Raw genomic sequence first — 23,693 nt, 5'->3', positions numbered from 1 at the left:
ATTTTCGCTGAACATAAGCCTGCTTAAATTGTTCATCCAGTTATTGGCAGTAATTTCGTACTAATCTGTTTGTACCAAAACACATGCATATGAAAACAATGCTCATCCTGACGGATTTTTCAGAAAATGCCTTCCGGGCTACAGAATATGCAGCGCAGCTGGTAAATCCTCTTCAAATCAGCCGGATCGTTTTGTATCATGCTTACCAAAGCACTATTATAGGTACTGATTTACCTGTAGCAAATACCACCAATGATCAGCAGATATATCTCGAAAGTATGGAAAACCTGGGCCTGCAACAGGATCGCCTGTCAGCGCTCGTAAAAAATGTAAGGATCGACCTGATGGCGGAAGATGTTTCACTTCCCGTACACATCAGCGGGCTATGTAAGAGTGAAGAAATAGATATTGTGGTGATGGGTGTTTCCGGCCGTTCCGGGCTGGAGAAATTATTACTCGGCAGCACTACTTCCATGATGATACAGGAAAGCAGTGTGCCGGTACTTATTGTCCCCAACAGCACGCTGATTGGTAAACCCATAAATTCTGTGGTATTTACTACCGACCTGAAAGACCATGCATCCATACCGGCGCATCAGCTGTATGAATTCCTGGATGCCTTTCCCGGAGCCGCTGTGCAAGTCATCAACGTAGATAAATCAGCCGGTAACAGCTATACTGTAGAAACAAAAGAATCCATTGCCAGTTTGCATGAAATTTTTGATAAGTACAATGCAGCCTTCGATTATATTAATACAGATAATACCGTAGAAGGTATCTTATCATACGCCAATAGCCACCATGCTTCCATGATCATTGTGGTGCCTAAAAAACTGGGCGCAGTAGCCTCTTTCTTCCATAGTAGCGTTTCCAAAAAGCTGACGTACGATTCCAATATTCCGCTGTTGTCATTACCAGCCGTAAAGGCATAAAAAAAGCTCCGGTTGTGGCCGGAGCTGTTAGTTGTTTCGTTTTCCCTACGCTGGCATTACCCAGATCAGGTGCTTGGGTATGATCTCAGATCTGTTTTACCAGACCACCCCATTCTGAAACATCTGATAATAAATGTCGAAAAATCGTGCCAGTGAAAAAGGGCGGTTTTTAGCTATTTTTCTGGTAAAAATCTCTACAGGATGTAAAAATTACGCGCCACTGCTGTGACGAAAATCCCTGGTATATGCACGAGCCTGGCTTAAATCAGCACTTTATTATCCACGGCACATTTTATGAGCATCGCGGTATTCCGTGCATTGAATTTACCCAGCAGGTTCCGGCGGTGACTATCCACCGTATCTGAACTGATAAACAGCTTCTCTGCAATTTCATGATTGGTATGACCGTTGGCAATGAGCCACAATACTTCCTTTTCCCTTTTGGTAATATGCAACGGCAGCAGGTCTTTTTTAAGCGACTGTTTTAATTCTGCCGATAGATAGGTGCGCCCGGAATATACGTCGTGTATTGCCCGCAGCAATTCTTCCTTATCGGCATTTTTCATCAGGCAGCCGCTTGCGCCGCTGTCCAGCATCCCGGCAATGCCGCTGTCGTTTTTATGGTAACTTAATCCCAATACCGCAATATCCGGGTACCGCTTTTTAATGCTGGCGCAAAGTTCTGCTCCACTGATATCGGGCAGCAGGGTATCCAGTAATACAACATCAGCAGTGTGCTGATCTAAGAAACGAAGACAGGAAATTCCGTTCCTGGTTTCACCTGCTAAGTGAATATCTTTTTCCATACTGAGTAAAGATCGCAATCCTTCGAGTATCAATGGATGATCATCAACGAAATATAAACGGATCATGGTTTTTCTGTTTGCTGTAACGTCTGTATGCGATGGCATAAATAATATCGGGCGAACAACTGAAATGCTCATTTACTATGTATGTAATATAGTAAAAAAATCAAGACAAGTTTAATCTATCAGCATACATTCTCCCCATGCCGGTTTGATAGAGGTATCCGCAAAACTGATCAGCGACAGCCCGATGCCCGCAATACCTTCCAATACATTATGACTGTTAATATAATCGGGATGATGATAAAATTTATACCCGGCAGGCCCATCATCCCAGGTATTCATTTGCAGGGTATTTTGCAGCCAGTAGCGGGAGGCATTCAATAAAGCGGTATCACCCCCGGCCAGTCCGGCCTGTTGCAGGATATGGGCAATGCCTGCGCTGCCATGACATAAACAACCGTCATGCACGGCGCCATTTTTTACGTTCCGGTGCGTGGCAATATGTTTAAACAACTGTTGCGCTTCCTCCTGGTAATCGGCTCTGTTTAACCGTTTACCGGCTCCCTGCAACGTGATAGCAATGCCAAGATCTCCATAGCACCACCCAAGCCTGCTGTGCGCGTCTCCCATTACTTTATTGGCCGCATTTACAATAGTAGGATAGCGTGAATGCGTGGCTTCTGCCGCGTTATTTTTTGTGTGCAGCAGCCATTGAACACTGTTGTTGATTAGCCTGCCGGCGCGTTCCTTTGCAATCCCGTTTTCATAGCACCTCGCCAACACCGAGATAATCGCAGGAACGCCATGCGCCAATCCGAGGTTAAACAGGTCTTCATCAGGATGCTGCTGGCTTCTGCTGGAGAAATGGTCTTTCCAGGCAATGCCGCCGGGTAACGGGATGGCGCTGTCTTCCAGGTGAGCCACGAGATTTTCCAGTTGGGTAACGGCAGTCGCAGCCGGCAGCCGCTCCAGGAAATAAAGTGCTGTGCCGAGGCCGTGATGCAGGAAATCATTTCTGCCTTCCGCTAACTCCGATGCCATAAAATCTGCTACCAGCAGATCGATGTCTGCAAAGGTATCTTCCGTATCGTCGGCTTCAATAAATCCCATGGCGCCCAGGTGCTGAATACACCAGGATACGCCTGCAATTCCACTGCAGTGTGAGCCATTCATGGGCTCTTCAGATAATGCCTGCAGGCATTTCTCTATGATGTAATGAACTTTGTCCAGGTGTTCTTCCTTACCGGTGAGCTGATAATAGTAGGCATAAAACAAGGCCACGCCGGTATATCCCCCCAGCAGGCTGGTATTGGTATCTTCCAGGATAAATGGGTCCAGCGCTGCGCAGATCCTTTGCAGCGCGGAAGTAGCCTCTTGCAGTTGATCCATATAATAAATTGCCGTTATAAATATATAATGGCAAAACACGTATGCATACTGCAATACATGTTTTGCCATACAGTCAGGTTGCTGTGAAAAATTATCGATCTGTTACTGATCAGTAGCGACAGGAGTCGAGGCTGCAAATGGGAGCACCCTGACTGATGTTGTCAGTACAAATCCGGAGCGAACATAAAACGGAACAGGTGCCGACAGTTGCCGCCATCTGTTGTCCTGTTGCATTGGAAAGACTGGCCACTTTTATTTTACCCAGACTGAGTTTTTTGCCTGATGATTTTTTCATGACACAATTTTTTTAACAGTACAATGATGAAATTAGAAAATGCAGGAGTCTTCACTACATACAGGTGCGCCCTGGCTAAGACAGGTGATCTTAACGCTTGGAACACAGGCCAGTGATGGAATGAATTGAGCAGCTCCCCTGCTGTCATTATTGACTTTGCTGAGGTCGGCCACTTTAATTTTACCGAGACTCAGTTTCTTACCGGATTTTTTCATGGTTGTTCAGTTTAATTAGAAGCAAGGATCTTTGGAAATAGGTGGAGTACATTTCATAAACAGGCTGCAGCCGGTATATGTAGGTGCTTTACCATCGGCCTGTTCCTGGCTGCTGATACTGAGTTTAGCCACTTTTAATTTACCGAGGGCCAATTTTTTTACAGGTGTTTTTCTCATTTCGCAAATGTTTATGGTTGAAAAATAAATAGACAATAAGTTTGGCAGGTTCAATATAATAGGGTCATTCGAAATACAGGTTTTTATAAGATTACAGGATTGATGATAAATGTAGGTAGAAAGTGAGAATATAGGGATCACGTAAAAACGTGATTTTTCACATAAAGATGTTTAAACATCTTTTTTACCGGTTTTACGTGATACTATACTGTGGCAGAAAAAATTACCTTCATTTTTTTAATGTTGACCTTGCGCCATGATCAGAGCTGAAAACTTCTATGTGGTAAGAACACCGCTATTACCGGTGAATATTGTCACTCAGTTACACCATATCTCCCAAGCCTCCCTCGCTCCTGTTATCAAAGCTATTTTCCGGGATGAATTTCTCCAGGAAGCTATTTATATTGCTTCCCCGGAACTATACCAGGAGTTGCAGAAGTGGCTGGCCACCGACAGCGAAAACCAGAAACTGGCATCAGCGCTGTACCGCTACCTGCTGCGGATGAGCAGCAGATGCACACCTTACGGTCTCTTTGCGGGCTGTGCCACCGGCGGGTTATCAGATCACACGGCTATTGAACTGAATGATAAACAGTTGCATAAAAAACATTGCCGTCTCGACATGAACTATGTGGCAGAGCTTACCGCCGCCATTACTGCCATACCGGCCATCCGGGAACAACTGCTGTATTATCCCAACAACTCCTTGTATGCTGCCGGTAACCAATATCGCTATGCGGCCTACAGCGTTAAAAATAAGATCCGCAATTATTATCTCACCGCCGTAAATTATAGCAGCTACCTGGAAAAAATGCTGGAAACAGCCCGCAACGGCGCCACGCTGGCGGACATACGCAACAGCATTGTAAGCGAAGAAGAAGATATCAGTGCAGAAGATGCTGAAGTTTTCACCGAAGAACTATTGCAGAACCAGCTGCTGGTAAGTGAACTGGAGCCCACCGTTGCAGGCGAAGAGTTTTTTAGCCACCTGGTGAACCGGTTAAAAAACCTGGAGCATACCACCGAAACAACCGCACTGCTGACGACCATACAAAGTATGCTTAACCTGCAACAGACAGGCACCGGCAAGTATACCACCACCCATGAGCTGGTGCAGTCGCTGCTCACGGAAACCAGTAACAAAGACCTGGTACAAACAGATCTGTTTCTTTCAACCGCAAAAAATACCCTGAGCCATACCGTTATCAATGAATTGTCCGCCCAGGTAGCGCAGCTGTGGAAACTGGCCAGCAACGATAACAACAGCGACCTGCGGCAGTTTTGCGATGCCTTCCGGCAACGGTACGAAGAGCAGGAAATTCCGCTCAGCCTGGCCCTGGACAGTGAAGCCGGTATCGGCTACGGCGCCCACAGCCAGAGCAATACAGACCATACGCCGCTGGTTGATAATTTACACCTTCCACCACGTAATACCGTGGCTGCGGGCACCCGCAGTAAGTTGCAGGACTTTCAGCTGCAACAGCTACACCAGTGCCTCAAGGAAAACAAAAAGGTGATCACCCTCACCCGTGAGCACCTGGAAAGCTTCCGGGAAAAAGAAACGCCTTCCCTTCCCCACAGCATGTACCTCATGGGGAGTATACTGAGCAACAGCGCCGAAGCCATCGATAACGGCGACTACCTCTTCGATATGAATGGCTGCAGCGGCCCTTCCGCCGCCAACCTGCTGGGAAGGTTTTGTCACGGTGATGAAGAACTGGCCACCCATGTAAAAGCCTGTTTAAAAGCAGAGGAAGCCAGCGACCCGGAAAAAATCTATGCAGAAATTATTCACCTCCCGGAATCACGGACAGGCAACATTCTTATGCGGCCACGGTTACGGGAGTACGAAATTGTGTACCTGGCCAATAGCCTCGCCCCGGAAGCGTACCAGCTGCACCTTTCCGATCTGATGGTGAGTGTGCAACGTAATAAGGTAGTGCTGCGTTCCAGGAAACTGAATAAAATTATTGTCCCGCGCCTCAGCACCGCGCATAATTACCGGCAGGGACTACCGGTTTATAAATTCCTCTGTGATCTGCAATTCCAGGACTACCATACCGGCATTGGCTGGCACTGGCAGGTACCCGGCGAGGTATCCTTTTATCCACGCATACAGTATGGCAACATCATCCTCAGCAAAGGAACCTGGATGCTGCACAAAAAAACATACCCGGCACTGGCTAAAGCAACCCCGGAAAAGTATATGGAAATTTTCCGGGAGATCAGCGCGCAGCTGGGGCTTCCCCGTTATGTAGTGGTAAAGGAAGGCGACAATGAACTGCCGGCCGATCTTGAAAACGAAGTGGCGGTGCATCTGCTGGTAACCACCCTGCTGAAAAAAGAACAGGTAACCCTGCAGGAGTTCCTCCATACCCCCGGAAACTGCTGGATCAACGGCCCCGATGGCGCACATACCAACGAATTTATTATTCCACTCAGGAATATATCTTCCGAAAAAGAGAAAAAACAAACAAACGAAATAATTACCACACCTACCACTACGCCTGTACGAAAATTCAGTACCGGCAGTGAATGGCTGTATGTGAAACTATACGCAGGTACGCGGAGTGCAGAAAATATCCTGAAAGAAAAGATCCTCCCGTTAACACAGGAACTGATGCAGGAAAACATCATTGACCAATGGTTTTTTATCCGGTACACCGATCCCGAACATCACCTGCGGATCAGGTTCCACCACAGCACTAATCCGCATTTCTGGAGTACCGTATTGGAAAGATTGCACGCCGCACTACCCACCGATAGCATACACCGGCTTCAAACAGATACCTACGAAAGGGAAATTGAACGCTATGGCGCGGATACCATGCTGTTTAGCGAAGCGGTGTTTCATTACGACAGTACATGCGTTATCAGTATCCTGGATCTCCTGGAAGAAGAAGAAGGTGAAAACTACCGCTGGATGCTGGCGTTGAGAGGTGTGGACATGCTGCTGAACGATTTCGGGTATACGCTGCCAGCTAAATCGGCCTTATTGAAAATGCTTCAGAAAAGCTTCTTCGAAGAATTTGGCGGTGAAAAACCCTTACTGGTACAACTCAACGACAAATACCGGGAAGAAATGCGGAAAGTGAGCAGTATTCTTGATCCTATGCAGGACAGCGAACATGGTATTGAAGCGGCCGTGGCTTGCTTTCAAACCCGCTCAACTCATATACAGGAACAGCTTGCGGGCATACAGCTCGCCAACCGCGACGATCTCCTTTGCAGCTACATCCATATGTTCCTTAACAGGATCCTGTTATCCAATCAGCGTAAACATGAACTGGTGATCTATCATTTCCTCAGCAGGTACTATGAATCCATGGTGGCCATCTCTAAAAAACAGCTCAAGGCAATTACTCACTAAATACATATTGGTATGAAAAAGAAGAATGAGCAAAAAATGAAGCTCGGCACTATTAAAGTGGCCAGGTTAAGTGCTGGTATTACATCCACAGATCAACAGCAGAAAAAGATCACTCATCCTACCACTACGGTAATCAGGACTTTCGACTGCTAGCTGTTTCACCGGGGTGCCGGCTATTTTTTACACCGGTACCCTCTTTTAAAGTCTTTCTACTTCACTCAAGGGCAACCTGATTTCCCCGACCGGGTTTACCACCTTCAGCATCAGTTCTCCATAATGCAGGTAGAGATCGGCCACTATGGCGCCATCTTTTACTTTCCATTTGGTGTTTGTTTGCAGGTAGCGTTTTAATTTCTCCTCCAGCTGCGCGGTTCCTTTCCATTTCCGGACTTTCAGTAACGCTACATACACTTTATATCCTTTAGGTTGTGAAGCGGCAGTCATCAGTTTCATCATCTCTTCCTGGTTAGCGGTATGGTAAATGCTTTTTCTATAATCCGCTGAAATATGTTGCAGGTGCTCATTTGCCAGTGCAAGTTGCTTATAGGGGGTAATGAGAAAAGTTTCAATGGTATCCGTATCAAAATGATCTTTTCCACGCGGATAGCTTTGTCTTACAAAAGCAACAAAACCATGCTTTGCCAAAGACATCACTAATTCCGGAGAGAGCAGCGCCAGGGGATTATGCATGAACTGAATTTAACATTCCAGGAAAGATACTAAGATAGTTAGTACCTATATAAAATAAAAAAGCCCTGATGGCCACTACAGCATGGTTCTCAAGGCTTTTTTACATTATTCATTTGCTTTCTGAAACAAAAATACTAATATTTTTAGTAAATCCTAATTTATTTTATCCACGGCCTCAACTGGGTCCCACATAACTATCATGTTTGGTCCATATGAGTGCACCGGTATCATATCCCAGCGCGGCGGCCGTTGCCAGGAAACGGATTTTAATATCTTCGGGGATAGTCCGGGTACGCGATAAAATCCAGATATAGTTCAGGTTGTTGCCGGCCACCAGGGCATATTGATATTTTTCATCGATATCAATGACATTATACCCGGCGTAAAACGGTCTTGAGAAAGATACTTTTAACCGGGCTTCATCCGGTGTACTCACAAACACAGCTTTACCTTCACTTTCTTTCCAACGGTATTTCTTAGTATCATAACCCTTGTTGTCCACTTTTATTTCCCCGTTTTCCTTTAATGAATAGGTGGCAGAAACATTGCTGAGATAATGTTCAAACCGGTAATCCAGCCGGGCAATTTCATACCAGGTGCCCAGGAATTTTTGTATGTCAAAAGGAGAAACGGCTTTGGCCCCTTTGGGAATGGACACTTTGGTATTATTATACAACAAATATGCGGCGGCAGCAGACGCAGCTGCTCCCAGGACCAGCAATTTTTTATTCATAAAGCATGATTTTTCAAAATGATGTGTCTGAATTTTGCGGGAGGTACCGCAAAAAGGCTGCCTGACCGGAAGTGACTGCTGGCAGGGAGTTTTAAAATAAAAGATGGACCGGGAGTGTTGCTAAATTGCTACAAATAGAGGTAAGAAATTGAGAAGGCAAGGAAAATGAGCCCGCCTACGGGGCAGACATTTCCATCCTTCGCTGAAACCCTTCCAGGAACTGCGCCACATGGAACCCATCCATCAGCGCATGATGCACATGCACAGATACAGGCATCATTTTCCGGTCGCCCGCCTCTTTCACCTTGCCGAAAGTAATTTTAGGGCAGCTATCTTTAAATGAAAAACTCCGCGCATGGGATACGGCGGTAAAGTTAATCCAGGGCAGTGAGGAATAATGGATCACATTCTCGCCCGACACAGCCGGTATCAGCCCCGTACTCTGACGGACCCTTTCAATTTCCGCTTTGCTGCTGGCTTCAAACGCCGCTGCATCTTCATAAAAATTCATATATGCAAAACCAAAAGTACCGTCGGGCCGGTTAATGGTAGGTGACGCATGTACCTGGTCATACACCCATACTTCATCGCCGGCGATACGGTAACGGAAAGGGGTAACCTCATTGGCGGCTGCCAGCGACTTATGCAGGTAGCTTAAAAAGAAGGAATCCCCGCTGGCTTTGGCGTTGTTAAAGGCAGCAGTGCAGTCGATGTCGGTGGTGATCCCGAAAAAAGGTTCTTCGAACTGGCGGAAGAAGTTAAAGTGTTCCTTTCTCGCCCAGGTGTCCAGATCTAATAATTGTTTCATAATATCAGGTGCGGCAGGATATCTGCCATTGTTGTAAACTCATAAAAACGGGGATCTTCGATCGTATGATCGATGTGTTCATGCTGCCAGGTGGTATGATACGGAATATGGATAGCATGACCGCCCAGTGCCAGCACCGGCAATACATCCGATTTCAGGGAATTGCCCATCATGAGGAATTCTTCCGGCTTGCAGTCGAGGTGCTTTATTAATTTAAGATAGTCGCGTTCCTTTTTATCGCTCATTATTTCAATATGATGGAAATAATGCTCCAGGCCCGATTTTCGCAGTTTGCGTTCCTGGTCCAGCAAGTCGCCTTTTGTGGCCACTACCAGGCGATACTTGCCGGAGAGCGCCTGCAGCACCTCTTCTACCCCATCGAGCAGCACAATAGGCTTATCCAGCATTTCTTTTCCATACTGGAGCACCTTATGCAAAACTTCCGGGCTGGCCGTATTTTCGGATACGCGCAACACGGTTTCTATCATGCAAAGCATAAAAGATTTTATGCCATAACCATAGAGTTCCAGGTTGGCCATCTCCGTTTTAAACAGCTCCTGCGATACGGTATGATGCGGCAGGTAATCTTCCAGCAGGCTGCAAAAAAGGGCTTCTGTTTCCTGGAAGTAAGGCTCATTTACCCAAAGGGTGTCGTCGGCATCGAATGCAATCACGCTAATGTCAGAGATCATTGTTATTTTTACGTTTTTCCGGATGCAAAAATAGAACCCGGCAGTTTATAAAACGGGACATTTGTCCCACTTCTTAAAAGTATGTTACGGACCAATCCTGCTTTTCTTCATTTCATGGAACAATTCACCGCCAGCAGCGCGGAGGGCGAAGCAGTGGCCATTAAAACCTTTGCTGCCGGCACGCGGCTCATCCGCCAGGGCGATACCATCAGTCATGTTTATATTATCCGGGAAGGTATTACAAAATGTTATATTGAAGAAGATAACGGGAAAGACTATATTTTCGAATTCCTGGGAAAGGGTGAAATTACCGGCGACCTGGAAGGCATCAGGAAAGAAAAATGCCTGTGTAATATTGAAGCCATTACGCCCGTAACAGCATATGCCATTCCGCATACCTTGTTTAGCTGGCTGCTGGTCAACAATACGGAGTTTAACAGGCTGATGTTGGAAGAACTGGTGATCCGTATCCGCCAAACCTGTATCCGCGCGTCTTACCAGCAACTATACCCGGTGGAATATGCATTGCTCCGGTTACTGGCGCTGGAAGCAGAACAGGACATTGTGATTCCCAAAAAGGATATGGCATCTTACCTGGGTATTACGATCCGGAGTTTTAACAGGACCTTGAAAGAACTGAGATCCAAAAATATCCTGGATCCGCAGGGGATGAACATTGATCTCAGCAGGAAGCAACTGGAAGAAATATTGCGCCGGTTTGAGGATATGGGATAACGGCCATCAGCATACGAAAATAAAAGGCTGTTCCTTTTTACAGCAACAGCCCAATTTATCTATTTAAATAATCTCCACTCACTTAGCTGGAAATCCGCACTGCCATTGGTGGCGGTTACATACACGGCATAGTATTTATACGCCGTAGTATTGGAAATGGCAAACTGCCTGGTCTGATTCCTGGCGCCAAACACCTGGTTTGTTTGCGTATCGAGTACCGTCCACGTAGTACCATTATTGGAGCCTTTCAGCTGCCAGTTTTTAGGATCGCGGTCTACAGCGTCGTTACCGGAAGTGAGGGTATATGATTTCACGGTTTGCGCGGTGGCAAACTGCAGCTGCATTTTAAAATCAGCAGGCACCGCATTTACAAACAGTTTGGTGCTGTATACATTATCGGTGAGCTTCAAGGAGCCTTCTGCCGCGGAGGCGCCGCCATTATTCTCTTTACTCACCGTAATAGTGCCTGAACCGGTGATGTCGTCCGACGGATAAGTGATACCCGGGAAATCCGTTTTTGCCTGCTTCAGCTGTGCTGTCCAGTCGTTGCCCCCTTCATCTTTATTGCCAAAGGCAGTGAGGGCTAATTGCTTCAGATCTTTATTGGCAGCACCGCTCCAGTAATGTACAAATTCCCCGAAGTTAAGGCCGCGGGTGTATTCGGGATAAGTAGTGATGCCGTTGTTGTACGTTTGTTTGGGGAAATGCTGCGCCAGCAGTGCGAAGAATTTATTCAGTGCTGCCACACCGCCGTAGTTGTGATAGATTGGATAAAACCAATCCCGGAACCAGTAAGTGCCTGCGCGGGGATAAGCATCTGTTTGGGTGATCTTCATGTTATACCAGCGGGTTACATCGGCACTGCGGCCCAGGGCCAGGTACACGTCGTACTGGTAGATTTCCATCCATTTGCTGTCGTGCCAGATGCCAAACGCCGGGGAGCCGTGTACGCCTTTGGAAGCGCCTTCCACAATATGCCCCACTTCATGGGTAGTCAGGTCAATGTCGTTGCCGGCGCCGGAGATCCAAGCATTGGGATCAGAGGAGCCTACATCTATTACGTTGCGGTAATCATGACTGGCATCCATATACGTAGAAGGATGCCCACCGGAATATTTGCCGGAGTGCAGGATTACAAAGAGGCGGGAATCGTCGCCAAAAGCGCCGTAAGTGCTTTTGGTATAGTTCCATACCTGCGCGAGGTAGGTGTTGGGCCAGGTAATGCTGCTGTTTACATCATTATCAAAATACACTGCTACGCTGGTATCATAAAAAACGCGGTTAAGCAGCTGTTGGTGTTCAAACCAATGTTCCTGCCAGGTGGCGGGTGGCGTGGCTAACACCTGCAGGTTATTTTTTCCGGCAACGGGTTGAAGATCACCGCCGGAAGTGCTTTTCTTTTCGCATCCCGGCAGTATGCCCAGCACAATAAATGCCGCAGCAAACAATGAAGTTTTCATACGTTTTTTTTTAAGATGAGTGAATGAAGGGGGTTTCGGGTTTTCAATCATGCGCAACTGCTCCTGGTGAAGCAGTTACTAATCAATGCAGTTTTGGTTGTTCAGGTAGATAAGTTAACACATCTTTTTACAGTAACCTGTCAACGGATTTTAAACAATTGTAAACAGATATTAAAGGACACATAAAAAAAGGTGCGCAGTACGCTGCACACCTTTTTTACTTTTTATTGCCGCGGCTATTCTGTTGCGCGGGTGTACAATCCCCTGTCCATAGTCACCCCCAGGCGTTTCATCATGCCCGGCATATCAAACCCTTCTTTTTTGTATTCCGCCTGCACCTGTTCTTTGGCGCTGGCTACCGCCGCTTTGTTTTCCCACTGTGCAATGGTAACATACACCAGGTTGCCCTGCTCATCAAAATATTCATAGGCAGCATCTGAAATAAAGCCGGGGAGCGTTTTAATGAGGCGCCGGTTCACCGCCACCCGCTGCTTGAATTCCGCGATGCCCGCAGCAGGCACCAGAAATTTATCAATGAACTGTACCTGTTCTTTTACCGGCGCCGTGGCAATATCCGCGGGTAATACGCCCAGCGAGGTTAAAAACCCGAGGCGGTCGGTCTGTACTTCTGATGCGATGATTTTTCCATCTTTAAATTCATAGATGGCTACGCCGTTGATATGAATAGCTTTGCCGGTAGCAGGAATGTTTTTGTACGGCCCTGTTTGTGTGCCATACCAGGTCCATTTCGCCACTACCTTATTCCCATCTGATACCAGTGACGATAATTTCCACTGAATGTCCGGGAAGGCGGCGATGAGTGGTGCAATGGGCGCAGTAAACCCCGCCACGCCCTTGTGTCCTTCCGGACCGGTATACGCTTCGGATACAATGGACGGCAACAGGCGCATGTCTTTTTTGTTCATGACATTTTCATATAGTTCCTGTATAATGGCTTTGTTCTTTTCCATATCTGTTATTTTAAATTCCTTTTGTTGATGAATACTTTTTCCCTGTGAAAATGACATCGCTGGTAGCAGTGTAGTGACCAGGTATATCGTAAGATGAACGGTTTTCATTTGTTTTTCTTTTTACAAAAGTATCTCTCCCCCAAAACCCGGAATTGTAAAAAATCATTGATTTACCAAAACCACTTGTCCTTATTCATGTTTTTCATTACGGCCAGTTTTTCTATCTTAGCCCCGATCTATTACCAATAAAACCCACGTCTTTGAAATTTCTGATTAATTTTTTCCTGATAAGTATTATCAGCAGCGGCGTTTATGCGCAGGCGGTACTTACAGGCACAGTGAACAATTCATCTCATACGCCCGCTGCTTATGCCATTGTACGCCTTCAACGGTTACCCGGGGATCCGCAGCAGGTATTGCAAACAGACAGCAGCGGCAGCTTCCGCTTTACCAGGCTGTCTGCAGGCGAATACACGCTGAATGCCGTTGTTACCGGCTACCAGGCCGCCACGCTGCATTTCAGCATTCGCCGTGATACAGTGGTAAACATCACCTTACAACCTTCCAATACCCGGTTGGGTGAAGTGACCGTTACGGCCGGCAAACCCGCTATTGAAAACAACCCGGATAAACTGGTGTACAATGTGGCGTCTAACATTACCGCTGCCGGCAGCAATGTGCTGGAAGCCATTGGCAAAGTGCCCGGCATAAAAGTGAACGACAATGAAATCAGCATTACCGGTAAGGGAGCGGTAAAAGTGATGGTAAATGACCGCCTGGTGCAACTGGCCGGCATCGACCTGGTACGCTACTTAAAATCTATGTCTGCCAGCCAGATCTCGAAAATTGAGCTGATCAAAAATCCTTCCGCACAGTATGACGCAGAAGGAAATGCAGGACTAATCAATATCACTACCCGTCAGCGTAAAAACGAAGGCTACTCCGGCACCGTGCAGGCCAATGCCAAAGGATGGCTTCACAACCCCGCCGTAGTGTATGGCACCCGTAACTATGAGGCGTTGAATGTAAACGCCACGCTGAACTACAACGCCGCGCGGTGGTCGGCTTACGGGAGTATTAACCTCGACCAGGATCAGCACCTGGAAGGCTTCCGGACCACCATCTATTACCCGAAGCAAACCTGGATACAGTCGGACACCGGTAAATATACCTATCTCAATGCGAATGTAATCGCCGGCGCTGATTACAGGATCAGCCGGAAGGCCACCATCGGGCTGAATTACCAGGGCGGTAAAAATGTGTATGATGGCGGCGACCGCGTGAACAACCCGGTATTTGACAATGCCACCGGCAAACAGGATTCTATCATGAAAACACACGCCACCTACCGCCCTATCGCCGATAATCATTCTATCAACCTGCATTCCGCGATCAACTTTGATACCACCGGCCGCAGGCTGCTGCTGAATGCAGACTACTTCAGCTACTACCGCACCGACCGGTCCGATTTTGAAAGCAATAACTACCTGGGTGATAACACCACCCACCCTTCCGGCACCACCCGTTACTACGACGATAACAAGCAACGCATTCATATTTACACGCTGAAAGCAGATATGGAACTCCCTACCCGTTTTGCAAAGTTCCTGGTAGGCGGCAAGCTGAGCTTTATCGATAACTACAGCAATGCTTTTTATTATAACAAGGATTCTTCCGGCGGATTGGAATACGACAAAAATCTCAGCAACGAGTTTGATTACCAGGAAAACACGCAGGCGCTGTATGTGAGCATGAACAAGGAACAGGACAACTGGAAGTATGAAGCTGGTTTGAGAGGGGAACTTACGCAAACTACCGGTTACTCCTATACGCTGGATCAGCGCACTCAACATAAATATTTCCGGTTATTCCCGTCGCTGTCGGTATCATGGCAGGCCAATAAAGACAACAGCCTGGCTTTTACAGCAGGCCGGCGTATTAACCGCCCGTCGTTCTGGAACCTGAACCCTTTCAAATCGTTGTATACCGCTTATAGTTATGGCGAAGGGAATCCTGCGTTAAACCCGGAGTATAACACCAATATCGAATTATCACATACTTTCAGGAACAGGTTTACTTCTTCCTTATTTTTTAATAAAACAGATGATGGATTTAACAACGTTACCATCGCCAGTGCAGACACCAACCTCGTGTATACGGTTCCGTTAAACTTTATCCGGACTTACCGGTATGGCATCTCGGAAAGTGTGTCGTTTACTGTTTTTGACTGGCTCGACAACAATAACCAGGTAACCCTTTACCATACCGACGCACATTCCGACATTCCGCAGGTGAGTAGTATCCGTGGCTGGGGAATGTATCTTGCCACAAATAATAATATCTATTTCAACCGCGATAAAACTTTTGCAGGGGCCATCAACTGCTGGTACCAGTTTCCCGAAATAAATCATATTGGCAGATCAGATGCTTATTTTAAACTGGATATAGGGCTGAAGGCGTCGGTGATGAAGAAGAAAGTAGACATCGTGTTAACCATGAATGATATTTGCCAGAGCAGCGCCATGACCATTAACTCCACCATCAACGGCGCGCGGCAGCAGCTGAGCAACTTCCAGTTGAACCGTTACCTGCAGCTGGGCATCAGTTACCGCTTTGGCAGCAGGGCCACTAAACAGCCGGCCGGTGACACCGGCAACCAGGAAGAGAGAGGCCGGGTTCATTAAATGATGATAAAACCGGAAATTTATACGCATCCCTTTTTTGCACAGATTCCTACACCGATTCAGCGCTGGCCTGCGGGCCAGCGCATAGAGCATGCCAGAAACAGCACTTGCAACCTGAGAATTTCCACAGGTGCAGAATGGCTGCTTTTTGGTAGCTTAGCGGCCGGGAACTGCATATCCGGGCTTGTAACACCCGGGCAGGAAAGCTAGATAAGTTAAAAAACCAACTTACTTTATTACCAATACATTAACAGGTGGTTTTGGGTTTATATGAAAGATAAAATCCTATATTAGGACCTTGAAAAAAAGCGGGATGCAGGCTTTTTTAGTATTAACCCATAACAAACTGATTTTGGTAACAAAAAGATTAAACAGGAGCTGCTAAATATTACTTATATTAACCCTTACAGGTATGCTGGTACAGGGAACCGGGCCGACTAACAATTGCCGGAGTGACGTAAATGATTAAAAAGTACATGAACATATACCAACATTATTCTTTTGATCTATGGTTAACTTTAATAAAATCGAATCCTTTATTTAAACAGGAAAGGACGCGCTTTTTTTACAACCATTTCAATCAACACCAAAAAACACTGGAAGAGGTAGGCCGCATATTCCGCAAAACAGATCTGCTATGCAATGCCATCAATGAAAAAACAGGCGGTAATATTGATGCGGAAGAAATGTACCTCATGGTGATCAGTGAAATAAATGATGATGACAATGCCTTCGGGAGCATTGATCTGGCAGGACTTTACCAGGAAATGGATGCCCTGGTGCTCAAATACCTCCCGGTTATTTATTGTTCGGAAACAGTGAAAACATTGCGCAGGATAAAAGCATCGTCCGATAGTACCATCAGTTTACTCAGTAACACCGCTTTTATAAAAGGCAGCACATTAAGACGGGTACTACAGGAGCTGGAGCTGGAGCATTTTTTCGATTTCCAGCTGTATTCAGATGAAACCGGCATGTCGAAACCCAATGAAAAAATGTTTCGCCTGATGCTGGAAAACGTGGCGATGGTTAGAAATGATACGGCAATCCCGCTAAGTAACATCATACATATTGGCGATAATGTAAAAGCAGATATCAACGGGGCGCAGGTGACAGGCATTCGTACTTTACTGGTCAACTCCAATAATCAATGTATTTCAAGTTTACTTAACTGATGACAACAACCTATTCACTTCATAAGATCACCCATGCCGGCCATTTCGGGTTTAGCCCCGATGACTACAGCCGTTTCAAGTTCGGGGACGACGCCGTTGCCGAAAAATTCGGGACCAGCCTGGCGGAAGGATTTATTGAGCATCACCTCAAAGGACAGGAAGTGCCGCAGTTTGTGGTAGTGTCCAGTCCGTATTCCTTTATCCCCACGGCTACCTTTGCGATGAAAAACTATTTCGTTTTTCATTTGAACAGGTGGCTGGCGGCGCACGGGCACCCGGTTTTACAGGAAACCAAAGTACACCGTACCATTACTTACAAGGAGGATTACGGCGAACTGGATGCGGAGCAACGGTTAAAGCTGATCGGCAACGACAGCTTCCATATCGACCGCCACTTCCTGACCGGGAAGAAAGTGATTTTCCTGGATGACATCAAAATTACGGGAGGCCATGAAAGAATGATCCTGAAAATGGTGGATGCCTACGACCTGTCTAATGATGTGTACCTGCTCTATTATGCAGAACTGCAGAATAAAAGCATTCATCCCAACATTGAAAACCACCTGAACTATCATTTTGTAAAGTCCATCTTCCACCTGGAAAAAATCATCCAGGGGGAACAATTTTTCATTAATACACGGATTGTAAAGTATATCTTGAATTACGATTTCGATTCATTTTGTATTTTCCTGCAAAATCAATCCGATAAATTTGTGAATCTTTTGTATAATATGGCCCTGGGAAACGGTTATCATACGATAGAAGTTTACCAGAAAAATCTGAATTTTATTAATAATTACTTATTTAACAGAAAACATAAAAGCATACAACATGGCAATTAATTTGCAAAAAGGTCAGCGGCAAACGATTAATGCGCCCAAATTCGTAATTGGCCTGGGCTGGGACGCTAATGCTTCATCTACCGGCACCAGCTTCGATCTGGATGCTTCCCTGTTCGTAATGGGAGAGAATAAAAAGATATTATCTGAGCAGCACTTTATTTTTTATAATAACCTCGTATCACCCGATGGCAGCGTAGAGCATACCGGCGATAACCTCACCGGCGATGGCGGCGGCGACGACGAACAGATTAAAATTGACCTGTCCAAAGCAGATCCTAAAATTACCGAAATATGCGTGGTGGTAACCATCCATGACGCGGAAGCACGCCGCCAGAACTTTGGCCAGGTAAGGAATTCCTTTGTGCGTATATTCGACCCGGTTACCAACGAAGTGCTGCTGAAATACGAGCTGGAAGAAGATTTCTCCATTGAAACAGCGGTGGAATTCGGAAGAATTTACAAACGCAACGACGAATGGAAGTTTGAAGCAGTAGGCGTTGGCATGAAAGGCGGCCTGCAGGACTACCTGAACAAATACAACTAATCTATACACCACTATATCTAAAAATATAAGATCAACATGGCAATCAATCTTCAAAAAGGTCAGCGTATAAATCTCGAAAAAAGCAATGGCGCCAAACTTCAGAATATCTGTGTAGGGATCAACTGGGGCGCTATTGAAAAGAAAGGCCTGTTTGGCCTGTCTAAAACCAAAGAAGCGGTAGACCTGGACGGCAGCTGCGCAATGTTCACCGAACAGAAACAACTGCAGGAAGTGGTTTACTTCGGTAACCTGAAATCAAAAGACAACGCGGTAAAACACAGCGGCGATGATCTGACCGGTGACCTGAACGGCAACGACGGCCTGGACAATGAAGTGATCACGCTCGATTTCTCAAGGCTGGACGCTAACACAAACTACGTAGCGTTTGTGCTGAACAGCTTCCGCGGACACGACTTTGGTACAATTCCTTTTGCGTCTATCCGCATTTATGAAGGTACCCCTGCCCGTGTGAACGAAGTATTTGCCACCTATGATATCGCCAGCGGCCCCGGCTTTGCAGGACACGTATCTATGGTGATGGGCGTTTTCTACAAAAAGAACGGCGAATGGAAATTTAATGCGATCGGTGAACCTACAAAAGATAAAAAACTGCAGGAAACCGTAAGCACCGTTGCGCAGAACTACCTGTAGGATCACTTTTGATAAGATAATATCAATTTATAATCAGATACCTTATGGAAGCAAACCCAAATATCACCGACCAAACCCTTCCCGCGGTAAGGCTCGACAAAGAGGGAAATGTGGATCTGGCAGTTATTACGCCGGACGATGCAAAGAAATACGGGGAAATAAGTAAAACATTGGTAACCACCGATGTAAATTCCATCCTGAATTATGGTACCGATGTACAGAATTCAATGGAAAAATACAGTAATGAGTTCCTCACTTCTGTACGTACCTATAACTCAGGCGAAGTAGGCGGGCTGATCAACGATCTGCTTACAGAACTGAATTATATCGACGTAGATGAACTGAACCAGGGCGCCGTACAGAGCTTTATCTCCAAAATACCTTTCCTGAAAAAACTGGTATTTGATGCCAAGAAGCTTTTCCAGAAGTACGATACCGTTATCAGTAACATTGATAAGATCACCAACAAGATCAAAGCGGGCCGCATCAATTCACTGAAAGACAACAGTTCTTTGCAAACCATGTTTGATAGTAACGTATCTTACATCAAACAAATGGAAGATCTCATTATTTCAGGTCAGCTGAAATTCAATGAGCTCAGCCAGAAGCTGGCCGAAATGGAAGTGAATGCCGCCAATTACAACGACTATGAAATCGCTGATTTAAGGGATTTCATTACCCGCCTGGATAAAAGACTGGCGGACATGAAGATTGTGCGCTTTATTATGCTGCAGTCTTTAGCCCAGATCAGGCTGGTACAAAACAACAATACTTCCATTGCGGAAAAGGCGCAGTCGATCATTTCCACCACGATCCCTGTCTGGAAAAACCAGCTCACCATTGCGGTAGCGCTGCAAAGACAGAAAGCCAACGTGGAAATGCAAAAGAAGATTTCTGATACCACTAATACCATTCTCCAGAAAAATGCCGACCTGCTGAAACAAAACAGCATCGAGGTAGCGAAAGAGAATGAGAAAACAGTAGTATCTATTGAAACATTGAAGAGAACTACCCAGTCGCTGATTGAAACTTTACATGAAGTGAAGAAGATCCACGATCAGGGCACCGAAAGCCGGAAAGTGCTGAATGGTGAATTGCAGACGCTGGAAACAGAGTTGAAGAAAAATGTAACAAACGTTAGCTAACGGAGGATAAGTAATGGAGGATAACCTGGCAATAATATTAAATGACTCAAATAAAACTATCAGCAAGTTGCAATTGCTGTCCACTTTTTTTGAAGAAGAGATAATATACAAGATTTATCTCCGAAGCCAGGTTGTCCATAAATTATTTGAAACCAATCCGGAACTCGATGTCAATAAGCTGGAACTCTTTCACCTGCAATACACTGCCACGGTGATTGACCTGTTGCGGAAAATAAAAGCCAGCAACGAAAGGAACGTGAGTATTTTATACGACGAAATACAGATCAACAAAGACCTGATCGCCAATATCAACGACTCCGTTTTTTCAGAAAAAAATTACCAGCAGGATAAACAAAAGCAGTCCCTGAAGATCAATTTATCTTTGCGGAAGCTATACCAGGTGCTGTCTGACAACTCCGAAGACTACCCCTTTTCCAAAAACATCAACGCTTTCAGCGCACGCTTCTCCCAGGATTTTTATTTCGATATTTCCACCGAAGCGCTCAATGAACTGATTAAATTCAACCCGGCAGAAGTGTACCGCAACAACTCCGCCATCATACAGCGCAAGCTGATGGGATTGTTGTGCAAAATGGATTTTAAAACCGAGTTCTTTTGCGGACTCAGTGCCGGTAACCTGATCCTGGAAGTGTACCGCTTCCTTAACATGGACCGTTATTTTCTCTTCTTCCCCGCTAAAAATTTATTCCTGTTCTGCGATCTTTCAAAAATCACAGACGTTGACTGGTCCAATACCCTCTCCAAAAAAACAAGGATTGTACAGGAGTTAACAGATAAGAATGATAACCTGATGAGCCGCGCCAACGTACTGAAAACGGTGATCCCGGATAACGTGCATGCCCTCCTGAAAGAATACTATGAAAAAATTTCCGACGTCGATTTCCTGCAACAGATTGGTCGCTTTGATGTGCAGACCAACATCCTCAAAACTATGCTGAACACCAATGTGATTTAGGCATAAAAAAGACGCCAGTCCGCAAACTGGCGCCATAGAAACCTTTATTAAGCTGAGCCGGTTTGTTACCGGCATCATTTTTTCTCCAACTCTGCAGTAGAGGTTCTTTTAGGAACATTTAACAGCGCCGATGTAATGATCGGAACGATAAACACGCCCACGGTGATGATCGACGTAATGATGTCTGCTTTTGAACTTTCCAGGAAATGGGTAACAGGTGATTCCGGGAAGAAATGTTCGTAGATAGACAACGTCAGTTTAATACCCAGGATCGCAATAACGATGTACGCCGCTGCTTCCAGGAAGGTAAACTTCGTCATCAGTTTCACGAAAGCCTGTGCCACAAAACGCATGGCGAGGATACCGATAAACACACCCAGGCAAACCAGCAGTATATTATCGGTAAAAGCTACCGCGGCAAAAATATTATCTATAGAGAAAGCCATATCCATTAATTCCACCAGTGCCACCGTAGCCCAGAAAGGCCCGATAGCCCCCACTGTGGCCTTGTATAGCCAGTTCTGGCCTTTGTCGATGCTCTCTTCTTCTTTCTCTCCTTCTGTTTTCTTATTTTTCCACCAGCTGAATACCAGGTACAGGAGATATAAACCGCCCAATGGTTTCAGCCACCAGATCTTGATCAGGAAAGACGCGAACACCATAGCCAGACCACGGAACAGGTAAGCGCCGAAAATCCCGTATTTAAGGGCGCGGTCACGTTGTTTTTCGGGCAGGTCCATTACCATGGTAGCCAGTACAGCGGCGTTATCTACTGACAATAAACTTTCAATAATAACGAGATTCCCGACAATGATGGCCGAAGGTATTGGGTTGTCAATAATTTGTTGGATTAATTCATTCATTTCACTTTATTTTTTATATAGGTTTCTACTTGTTGGCAATCGTTATAATTACTACTCTTCCGCCCTCTTCCCTTGACAGCAATAGTCTTTTTCCATCCGTTAGTTCCACCATCTCACCGATGGGAATTTCTTTATCTTCTGTAAGATCTTTTAAAGAAGTGAGCTGCTGGTTGACCAGCACCCATTTACCCTGGTGAAAAACAAAATACCCGACCGGCACTTTTTGCGCGGCGGTGATCCGTTCATTGCGGATAATATTCCTGTTTACATGCCATTGGAACAGGTATTGATTATTATACACCATCAGCCGGTGGTTTTCCGGTTTCCATACGGTTGGCTTAAACTCGTAATACAGGTCCAGCACCGGCAGGGTGCCTTTATGCGGCGTACCACAGAAAGGGCATTTGGGAGAATGGGTGTTATCAAAAACGTACCATTTCTGTTCGCAGGCGGCATTGCTGCAGGGCTGCATGAGGTCTGTTGTTTTTAATAACGCCTGCTCCCACATTTCTGCCGGCGGCCGCTCCGTTGGCTGGTGCAAACCGGTTACAAACGCCTGGTAGAACAGTTCCTTCAGGTAAGGCCCTGTAATGGTGTATGGTAACTTATTTACATCTGCCCAGGGCAATTCCTTCGGATTAATGTGATTCAGTTTTGGCCGGTTGGAAGTATCCTGCGGATGTTCAATAAACAGCGCCTTCTCTCCCATTGCCAGCAGGTCGTCTTTTTCTGCATCGAGATCATGGATCTTCCCTCCTTTTAAGGGATGACGGTATAAAAGATACATGTAGATCATTACCGCCAGTGCATGCAGGTCGGTAAGACGGTTGGGCAGCTTTCTGCCCGGATCTTTCAGGCCCAGGTGTTTGGTAGCCAGTACTTCCGGTGCGATGAAATCGGCGGTGCCAATTACATCCGGTGGAAACAGGCCCGGTACCACGAGGCCATCTATATCGATGATGGTCGCCGATTTACTTACCGGGTCTACCAGCACATTTTTATACGACAAGTCGGAATGAGCGAGTCCGGCTGCATGGAGGCGTTTCACACCTCTTGAAATATTTACACAGATCTGGAAATAGCTTAACCAGTTGCCCAGTTCTGCTTCATCCAGGCGCAGGGTAAACTGCCTGTTCCTGAATTTGGGTGAAGCAAACCATTTCCCTTCCTTCTCCTTTCCTTTAATCAGGTCGTTTGATGCGTATCCCTTCTTGAAAAAAAAGTTAGCATGGTAACACGGTACTACGAGGCCTACCTTTTTATCTGCTTCCACCATGTCTGTTGGCCAGCAATAAAGATCCCGGTAGTAGTCGCCGCCTTCCCGGTTAAAGAAGCTGTTGTAGTAGTCCGTCACAATTTTCCGCAACCGCTCTTTCGAAGCGTAGTCCTGTGTGTCCCGGTAAAATGCCACCACGTATGATTTATCCGGACTGAAGTAAACGTCCTTCATGCCGCCCCGCATAGGTTCTCCGTTATCAACGTATTGATAACTTTTCCCTGCATTGATGACGGAATTCACCGTTTTTGTACTCATATA

24 protein-coding genes and 1 riboswitch are annotated in these 23,693 nt (G+C 46.0%); of the genes, 11 read left to right on the top strand and 13 right to left on the bottom strand.

The genetic code is table 11. From position 1 onward, the window contains the following. Positions 1-89 precede the first annotated feature (89 nt). Positions 90-932, top strand: a complete 843-nt coding sequence (locus tag AB6805_RS24235; protein WP_370912040.1) for a universal stress protein — start codon at positions 90-92, stop codon at positions 930-932. A 25-nt stretch (positions 933-957) separates the two neighbouring features. Next, positions 958-1,054: riboswitch (TPP riboswitch) on the bottom strand. A 138-nt stretch (positions 1,055-1,192) separates the two neighbouring features. Here the strand turns inward: AB6805_RS24235 and AB6805_RS24230 are convergent. From AB6805_RS24230 to AB6805_RS24210, 5 genes are all read right to left on the bottom strand, one after another. Further along, a complete protein-coding gene (locus AB6805_RS24230; RefSeq protein WP_370912039.1) occupies positions 1,193-1,804 on the bottom strand; it encodes a response regulator in 612 nt (203 codons plus the stop codon). 111 nt (positions 1,805-1,915) lie between these two features. Then, entirely contained in the window at positions 1,916-3,130 is a 1,215-nt protein-coding gene (locus AB6805_RS24225) for a lanthionine synthetase C family protein (protein WP_370912038.1), read from the bottom strand. 109 nt (positions 3,131-3,239) lie between these two features. Further along, on the bottom strand, positions 3,240-3,425 hold the full coding sequence (locus AB6805_RS24220; RefSeq protein ID WP_370912037.1) for a hypothetical protein: 186 nt from the start codon (positions 3,423-3,425) through the stop codon (positions 3,240-3,242). Positions 3,426-3,457: 32 nt separating this feature from the next. Beyond that, positions 3,458-3,640, bottom strand: a complete 183-nt coding sequence (locus tag AB6805_RS24215) for a hypothetical protein (protein WP_370912036.1) — start codon at positions 3,638-3,640, stop codon at positions 3,458-3,460. Positions 3,641-3,655: 15 nt separating this feature from the next. Beyond that, positions 3,656-3,817 (bottom strand): hypothetical protein, encoded by a 162-nt coding sequence (locus AB6805_RS24210; protein WP_159454461.1) that lies wholly within the window; start codon positions 3,815-3,817, stop codon positions 3,656-3,658. 256 nt (positions 3,818-4,073) lie between these two features. On the opposite strand from AB6805_RS24210, the gene AB6805_RS24205 reads away from it, so the two are divergent. Together AB6805_RS24205 and AB6805_RS24200 are read left to right on the top strand one after the other, a co-directional pair. Beyond that, entirely contained in the window at positions 4,074-7,187 is a 3,114-nt protein-coding gene (locus AB6805_RS24205) for a lantibiotic dehydratase (protein ID WP_370912035.1), read from the top strand. A 12-nt stretch (positions 7,188-7,199) separates the two neighbouring features. Then, on the top strand, positions 7,200-7,340 hold the full coding sequence (locus AB6805_RS24200) for a hypothetical protein (RefSeq protein WP_370912034.1): 141 nt from the start codon (positions 7,200-7,202) through the stop codon (positions 7,338-7,340). Between the two features lie 45 nt (positions 7,341-7,385). Here the strand turns inward: AB6805_RS24200 and AB6805_RS24195 are convergent, their stop codons facing one another. The 4 genes from AB6805_RS24195 to AB6805_RS24180 all read right to left on the bottom strand — a co-directional run bounded on the left by AB6805_RS24195 (position 7,386) and on the right by AB6805_RS24180 (position 10,110). Further along, positions 7,386-7,877 carry a hypothetical protein gene (locus AB6805_RS24195; RefSeq protein WP_370912033.1) on the bottom strand — a complete coding sequence of 164 codons (492 nt, stop codon included), beginning with the start codon at positions 7,875-7,877 and terminating at the stop codon, positions 7,386-7,388. Between the two features lie 175 nt (positions 7,878-8,052). Next, the gene (locus tag AB6805_RS24190; protein ID WP_370912032.1) at positions 8,053-8,610 is read right to left on the bottom strand and encodes a lipocalin family protein; all 558 of its coding nucleotides are present in this window, start codon (positions 8,608-8,610) and stop codon (positions 8,053-8,055) included. A gap of 175 nt (positions 8,611-8,785) precedes the next feature. After that, positions 8,786-9,418: a CatA-like O-acetyltransferase gene (locus AB6805_RS24185; protein ID WP_370912031.1), complete on the bottom strand. Its 633-nt coding sequence runs from the start codon at positions 9,416-9,418 to the stop codon at positions 8,786-8,788. Next, positions 9,415-10,110 (bottom strand): HAD family hydrolase, encoded by a 696-nt coding sequence (locus AB6805_RS24180; RefSeq protein WP_370912030.1) that lies wholly within the window; start codon positions 10,108-10,110, stop codon positions 9,415-9,417. The genes AB6805_RS24185 and AB6805_RS24180 overlap by 4 nt, the downstream gene beginning before the upstream one ends. 81 nt (positions 10,111-10,191) lie before the next feature. On the opposite strand from AB6805_RS24180, the gene AB6805_RS24175 reads away from it, so the two are divergent. Beyond that, on the top strand, positions 10,192-10,845 hold the full coding sequence (locus AB6805_RS24175; RefSeq protein WP_370912029.1) for a Crp/Fnr family transcriptional regulator: 654 nt from the start codon (positions 10,192-10,194) through the stop codon (positions 10,843-10,845). A gap of 59 nt (positions 10,846-10,904) precedes the next feature. On the opposite strand, the gene AB6805_RS24170 is transcribed toward AB6805_RS24175, so the two are convergent. After that, positions 10,905-12,305 carry a hypothetical protein gene (locus AB6805_RS24170; protein ID WP_370912028.1) on the bottom strand — a complete coding sequence of 467 codons (1,401 nt, stop codon included), beginning with the start codon at positions 12,303-12,305 and terminating at the stop codon, positions 10,905-10,907. A gap of 236 nt (positions 12,306-12,541) precedes the next feature. After that, entirely contained in the window at positions 12,542-13,384 is an 843-nt protein-coding gene (locus AB6805_RS24165; protein WP_370912027.1) for an ester cyclase, read from the bottom strand. 152 nt (positions 13,385-13,536) lie between these two features. Here AB6805_RS24165 and AB6805_RS24160 point away from each other — a divergent pair, with 152 nt between their 5' ends. The 7 genes from AB6805_RS24160 (at position 13,537) to AB6805_RS24130 (ending at position 21,293) form a co-directional block, all read left to right on the top strand. Continuing rightward, positions 13,537-15,960, top strand: coding sequence for a TonB-dependent receptor domain-containing protein (locus AB6805_RS24160; RefSeq protein WP_370912026.1), 2,424 nt, complete (start codon positions 13,537-13,539; stop codon positions 15,958-15,960). 476 nt (positions 15,961-16,436) lie between these two features. Continuing rightward, positions 16,437-17,135 (top strand): HAD family hydrolase, encoded by a 699-nt coding sequence (locus tag AB6805_RS24155; protein WP_370912025.1) that lies wholly within the window; start codon positions 16,437-16,439, stop codon positions 17,133-17,135. Further along, the gene (locus AB6805_RS24150) at positions 17,135-17,977 is read left to right on the top strand and encodes a phosphoribosyltransferase family protein (RefSeq protein WP_370912024.1); all 843 of its coding nucleotides are present in this window, start codon (positions 17,135-17,137) and stop codon (positions 17,975-17,977) included. Before AB6805_RS24155 ends, AB6805_RS24150 begins: the two co-directional genes overlap by 1 nt. Further along, the gene (locus AB6805_RS24145; protein ID WP_370912023.1) at positions 17,967-18,521 is read left to right on the top strand and encodes a TerD family protein; all 555 of its coding nucleotides are present in this window, start codon (positions 17,967-17,969) and stop codon (positions 18,519-18,521) included. Before AB6805_RS24150 ends, AB6805_RS24145 begins: the two co-directional genes overlap by 11 nt. Positions 18,522-18,557: 36 nt before the next feature. Next, positions 18,558-19,172 carry a TerD family protein gene (locus AB6805_RS24140; RefSeq protein WP_370912022.1) on the top strand — a complete coding sequence of 205 codons (615 nt, stop codon included), beginning with the start codon at positions 18,558-18,560 and terminating at the stop codon, positions 19,170-19,172. 44 nt (positions 19,173-19,216) lie between these two features. Then, the gene (locus AB6805_RS24135) at positions 19,217-20,317 is read left to right on the top strand and encodes a toxic anion resistance protein (protein ID WP_370912021.1); all 1,101 of its coding nucleotides are present in this window, start codon (positions 19,217-19,219) and stop codon (positions 20,315-20,317) included. 67 nt (positions 20,318-20,384) lie between these two features. Then, entirely contained in the window at positions 20,385-21,293 is a 909-nt protein-coding gene (locus tag AB6805_RS24130) for a hypothetical protein (protein WP_370912020.1), read from the top strand. Between the two features lie 74 nt (positions 21,294-21,367). Here AB6805_RS24130 and AB6805_RS24125 read toward each other — a convergent pair whose 3' ends face one another. Together AB6805_RS24125 and AB6805_RS24120 are read right to left on the bottom strand one after the other, a co-directional pair. Then, on the bottom strand, positions 21,368-22,156 hold the full coding sequence (locus AB6805_RS24125) for a DUF475 domain-containing protein (protein WP_370912019.1): 789 nt from the start codon (positions 22,154-22,156) through the stop codon (positions 21,368-21,370). A gap of 25 nt (positions 22,157-22,181) precedes the next feature. Further along, on the bottom strand, positions 22,182-23,690 hold the full coding sequence (locus tag AB6805_RS24120) for a helix-hairpin-helix domain-containing protein (protein ID WP_370912018.1): 1,509 nt from the start codon (positions 23,688-23,690) through the stop codon (positions 22,182-22,184). Positions 23,691-23,693 lie beyond the last annotated feature (3 nt).

This window comes from Chitinophaga sp. RCC_12 (genome assembly GCF_041360695.1).
GTDB lineage: Bacteria > Bacteroidota > Bacteroidia > Chitinophagales > Chitinophagaceae > Chitinophaga.
Note: the sequence above shows the minus strand (reverse complement) of the source record. Positions and strands in the feature narration are given on the sequence as shown.

Coding starts and splice junctions, on each gene's coding strand:
- AB6805_RS24235 (WP_370912040.1), top strand. CDS start 90: ATGAAAACAATGCTCATCCTGACGGATTTTTCAGAAAATGCCTTCCGG.
- AB6805_RS24230 (WP_370912039.1), bottom strand. CDS start 1,804: ATGATCCGTTTATATTTCGTTGATGATCATCCATTGATACTCGAAGGA.
- AB6805_RS24225 (WP_370912038.1), bottom strand. CDS start 3,130: ATGGATCAACTGCAAGAGGCTACTTCCGCGCTGCAAAGGATCTGCGCA.
- AB6805_RS24220 (WP_370912037.1), bottom strand. CDS start 3,425: ATGAAAAAATCATCAGGCAAAAAACTCAGTCTGGGTAAAATAAAAGTG.
- AB6805_RS24215 (WP_370912036.1), bottom strand. CDS start 3,640: ATGAAAAAATCCGGTAAGAAACTGAGTCTCGGTAAAATTAAAGTGGCC.
- AB6805_RS24210 (WP_159454461.1), bottom strand. CDS start 3,817: ATGAGAAAAACACCTGTAAAAAAATTGGCCCTCGGTAAATTAAAAGTG.
- AB6805_RS24205 (WP_370912035.1), top strand. CDS start 4,074: ATGATCAGAGCTGAAAACTTCTATGTGGTAAGAACACCGCTATTACCG.
- AB6805_RS24200 (WP_370912034.1), top strand. CDS start 7,200: ATGAAAAAGAAGAATGAGCAAAAAATGAAGCTCGGCACTATTAAAGTG.
- AB6805_RS24195 (WP_370912033.1), bottom strand. CDS start 7,877: ATGCATAATCCCCTGGCGCTGCTCTCTCCGGAATTAGTGATGTCTTTG.
- AB6805_RS24190 (WP_370912032.1), bottom strand. CDS start 8,610: ATGAATAAAAAATTGCTGGTCCTGGGAGCAGCTGCGTCTGCTGCCGCC.
- AB6805_RS24185 (WP_370912031.1), bottom strand. CDS start 9,418: ATGAAACAATTATTAGATCTGGACACCTGGGCGAGAAAGGAACACTTT.
- AB6805_RS24180 (WP_370912030.1), bottom strand. CDS start 10,110: ATGATCTCTGACATTAGCGTGATTGCATTCGATGCCGACGACACCCTT.
- AB6805_RS24175 (WP_370912029.1), top strand. CDS start 10,192: ATGTTACGGACCAATCCTGCTTTTCTTCATTTCATGGAACAATTCACC.
- AB6805_RS24170 (WP_370912028.1), bottom strand. CDS start 12,305: ATGAAAACTTCATTGTTTGCTGCGGCATTTATTGTGCTGGGCATACTG.
- AB6805_RS24165 (WP_370912027.1), bottom strand. CDS start 13,384: ATGAAAACCGTTCATCTTACGATATACCTGGTCACTACACTGCTACCA.
- AB6805_RS24155 (WP_370912025.1), top strand. CDS start 16,437: ATGAACATATACCAACATTATTCTTTTGATCTATGGTTAACTTTAATA.
- AB6805_RS24150 (WP_370912024.1), top strand. CDS start 17,135: ATGACAACAACCTATTCACTTCATAAGATCACCCATGCCGGCCATTTC.
- AB6805_RS24145 (WP_370912023.1), top strand. CDS start 17,967: ATGGCAATTAATTTGCAAAAAGGTCAGCGGCAAACGATTAATGCGCCC.
- AB6805_RS24140 (WP_370912022.1), top strand. CDS start 18,558: ATGGCAATCAATCTTCAAAAAGGTCAGCGTATAAATCTCGAAAAAAGC.
- AB6805_RS24135 (WP_370912021.1), top strand. CDS start 19,217: ATGGAAGCAAACCCAAATATCACCGACCAAACCCTTCCCGCGGTAAGG.
- AB6805_RS24125 (WP_370912019.1), bottom strand. CDS start 22,156: ATGAATGAATTAATCCAACAAATTATTGACAACCCAATACCTTCGGCC.
- AB6805_RS24120 (WP_370912018.1), bottom strand. CDS start 23,690: ATGAGTACAAAAACGGTGAATTCCGTCATCAATGCAGGGAAAAGTTAT.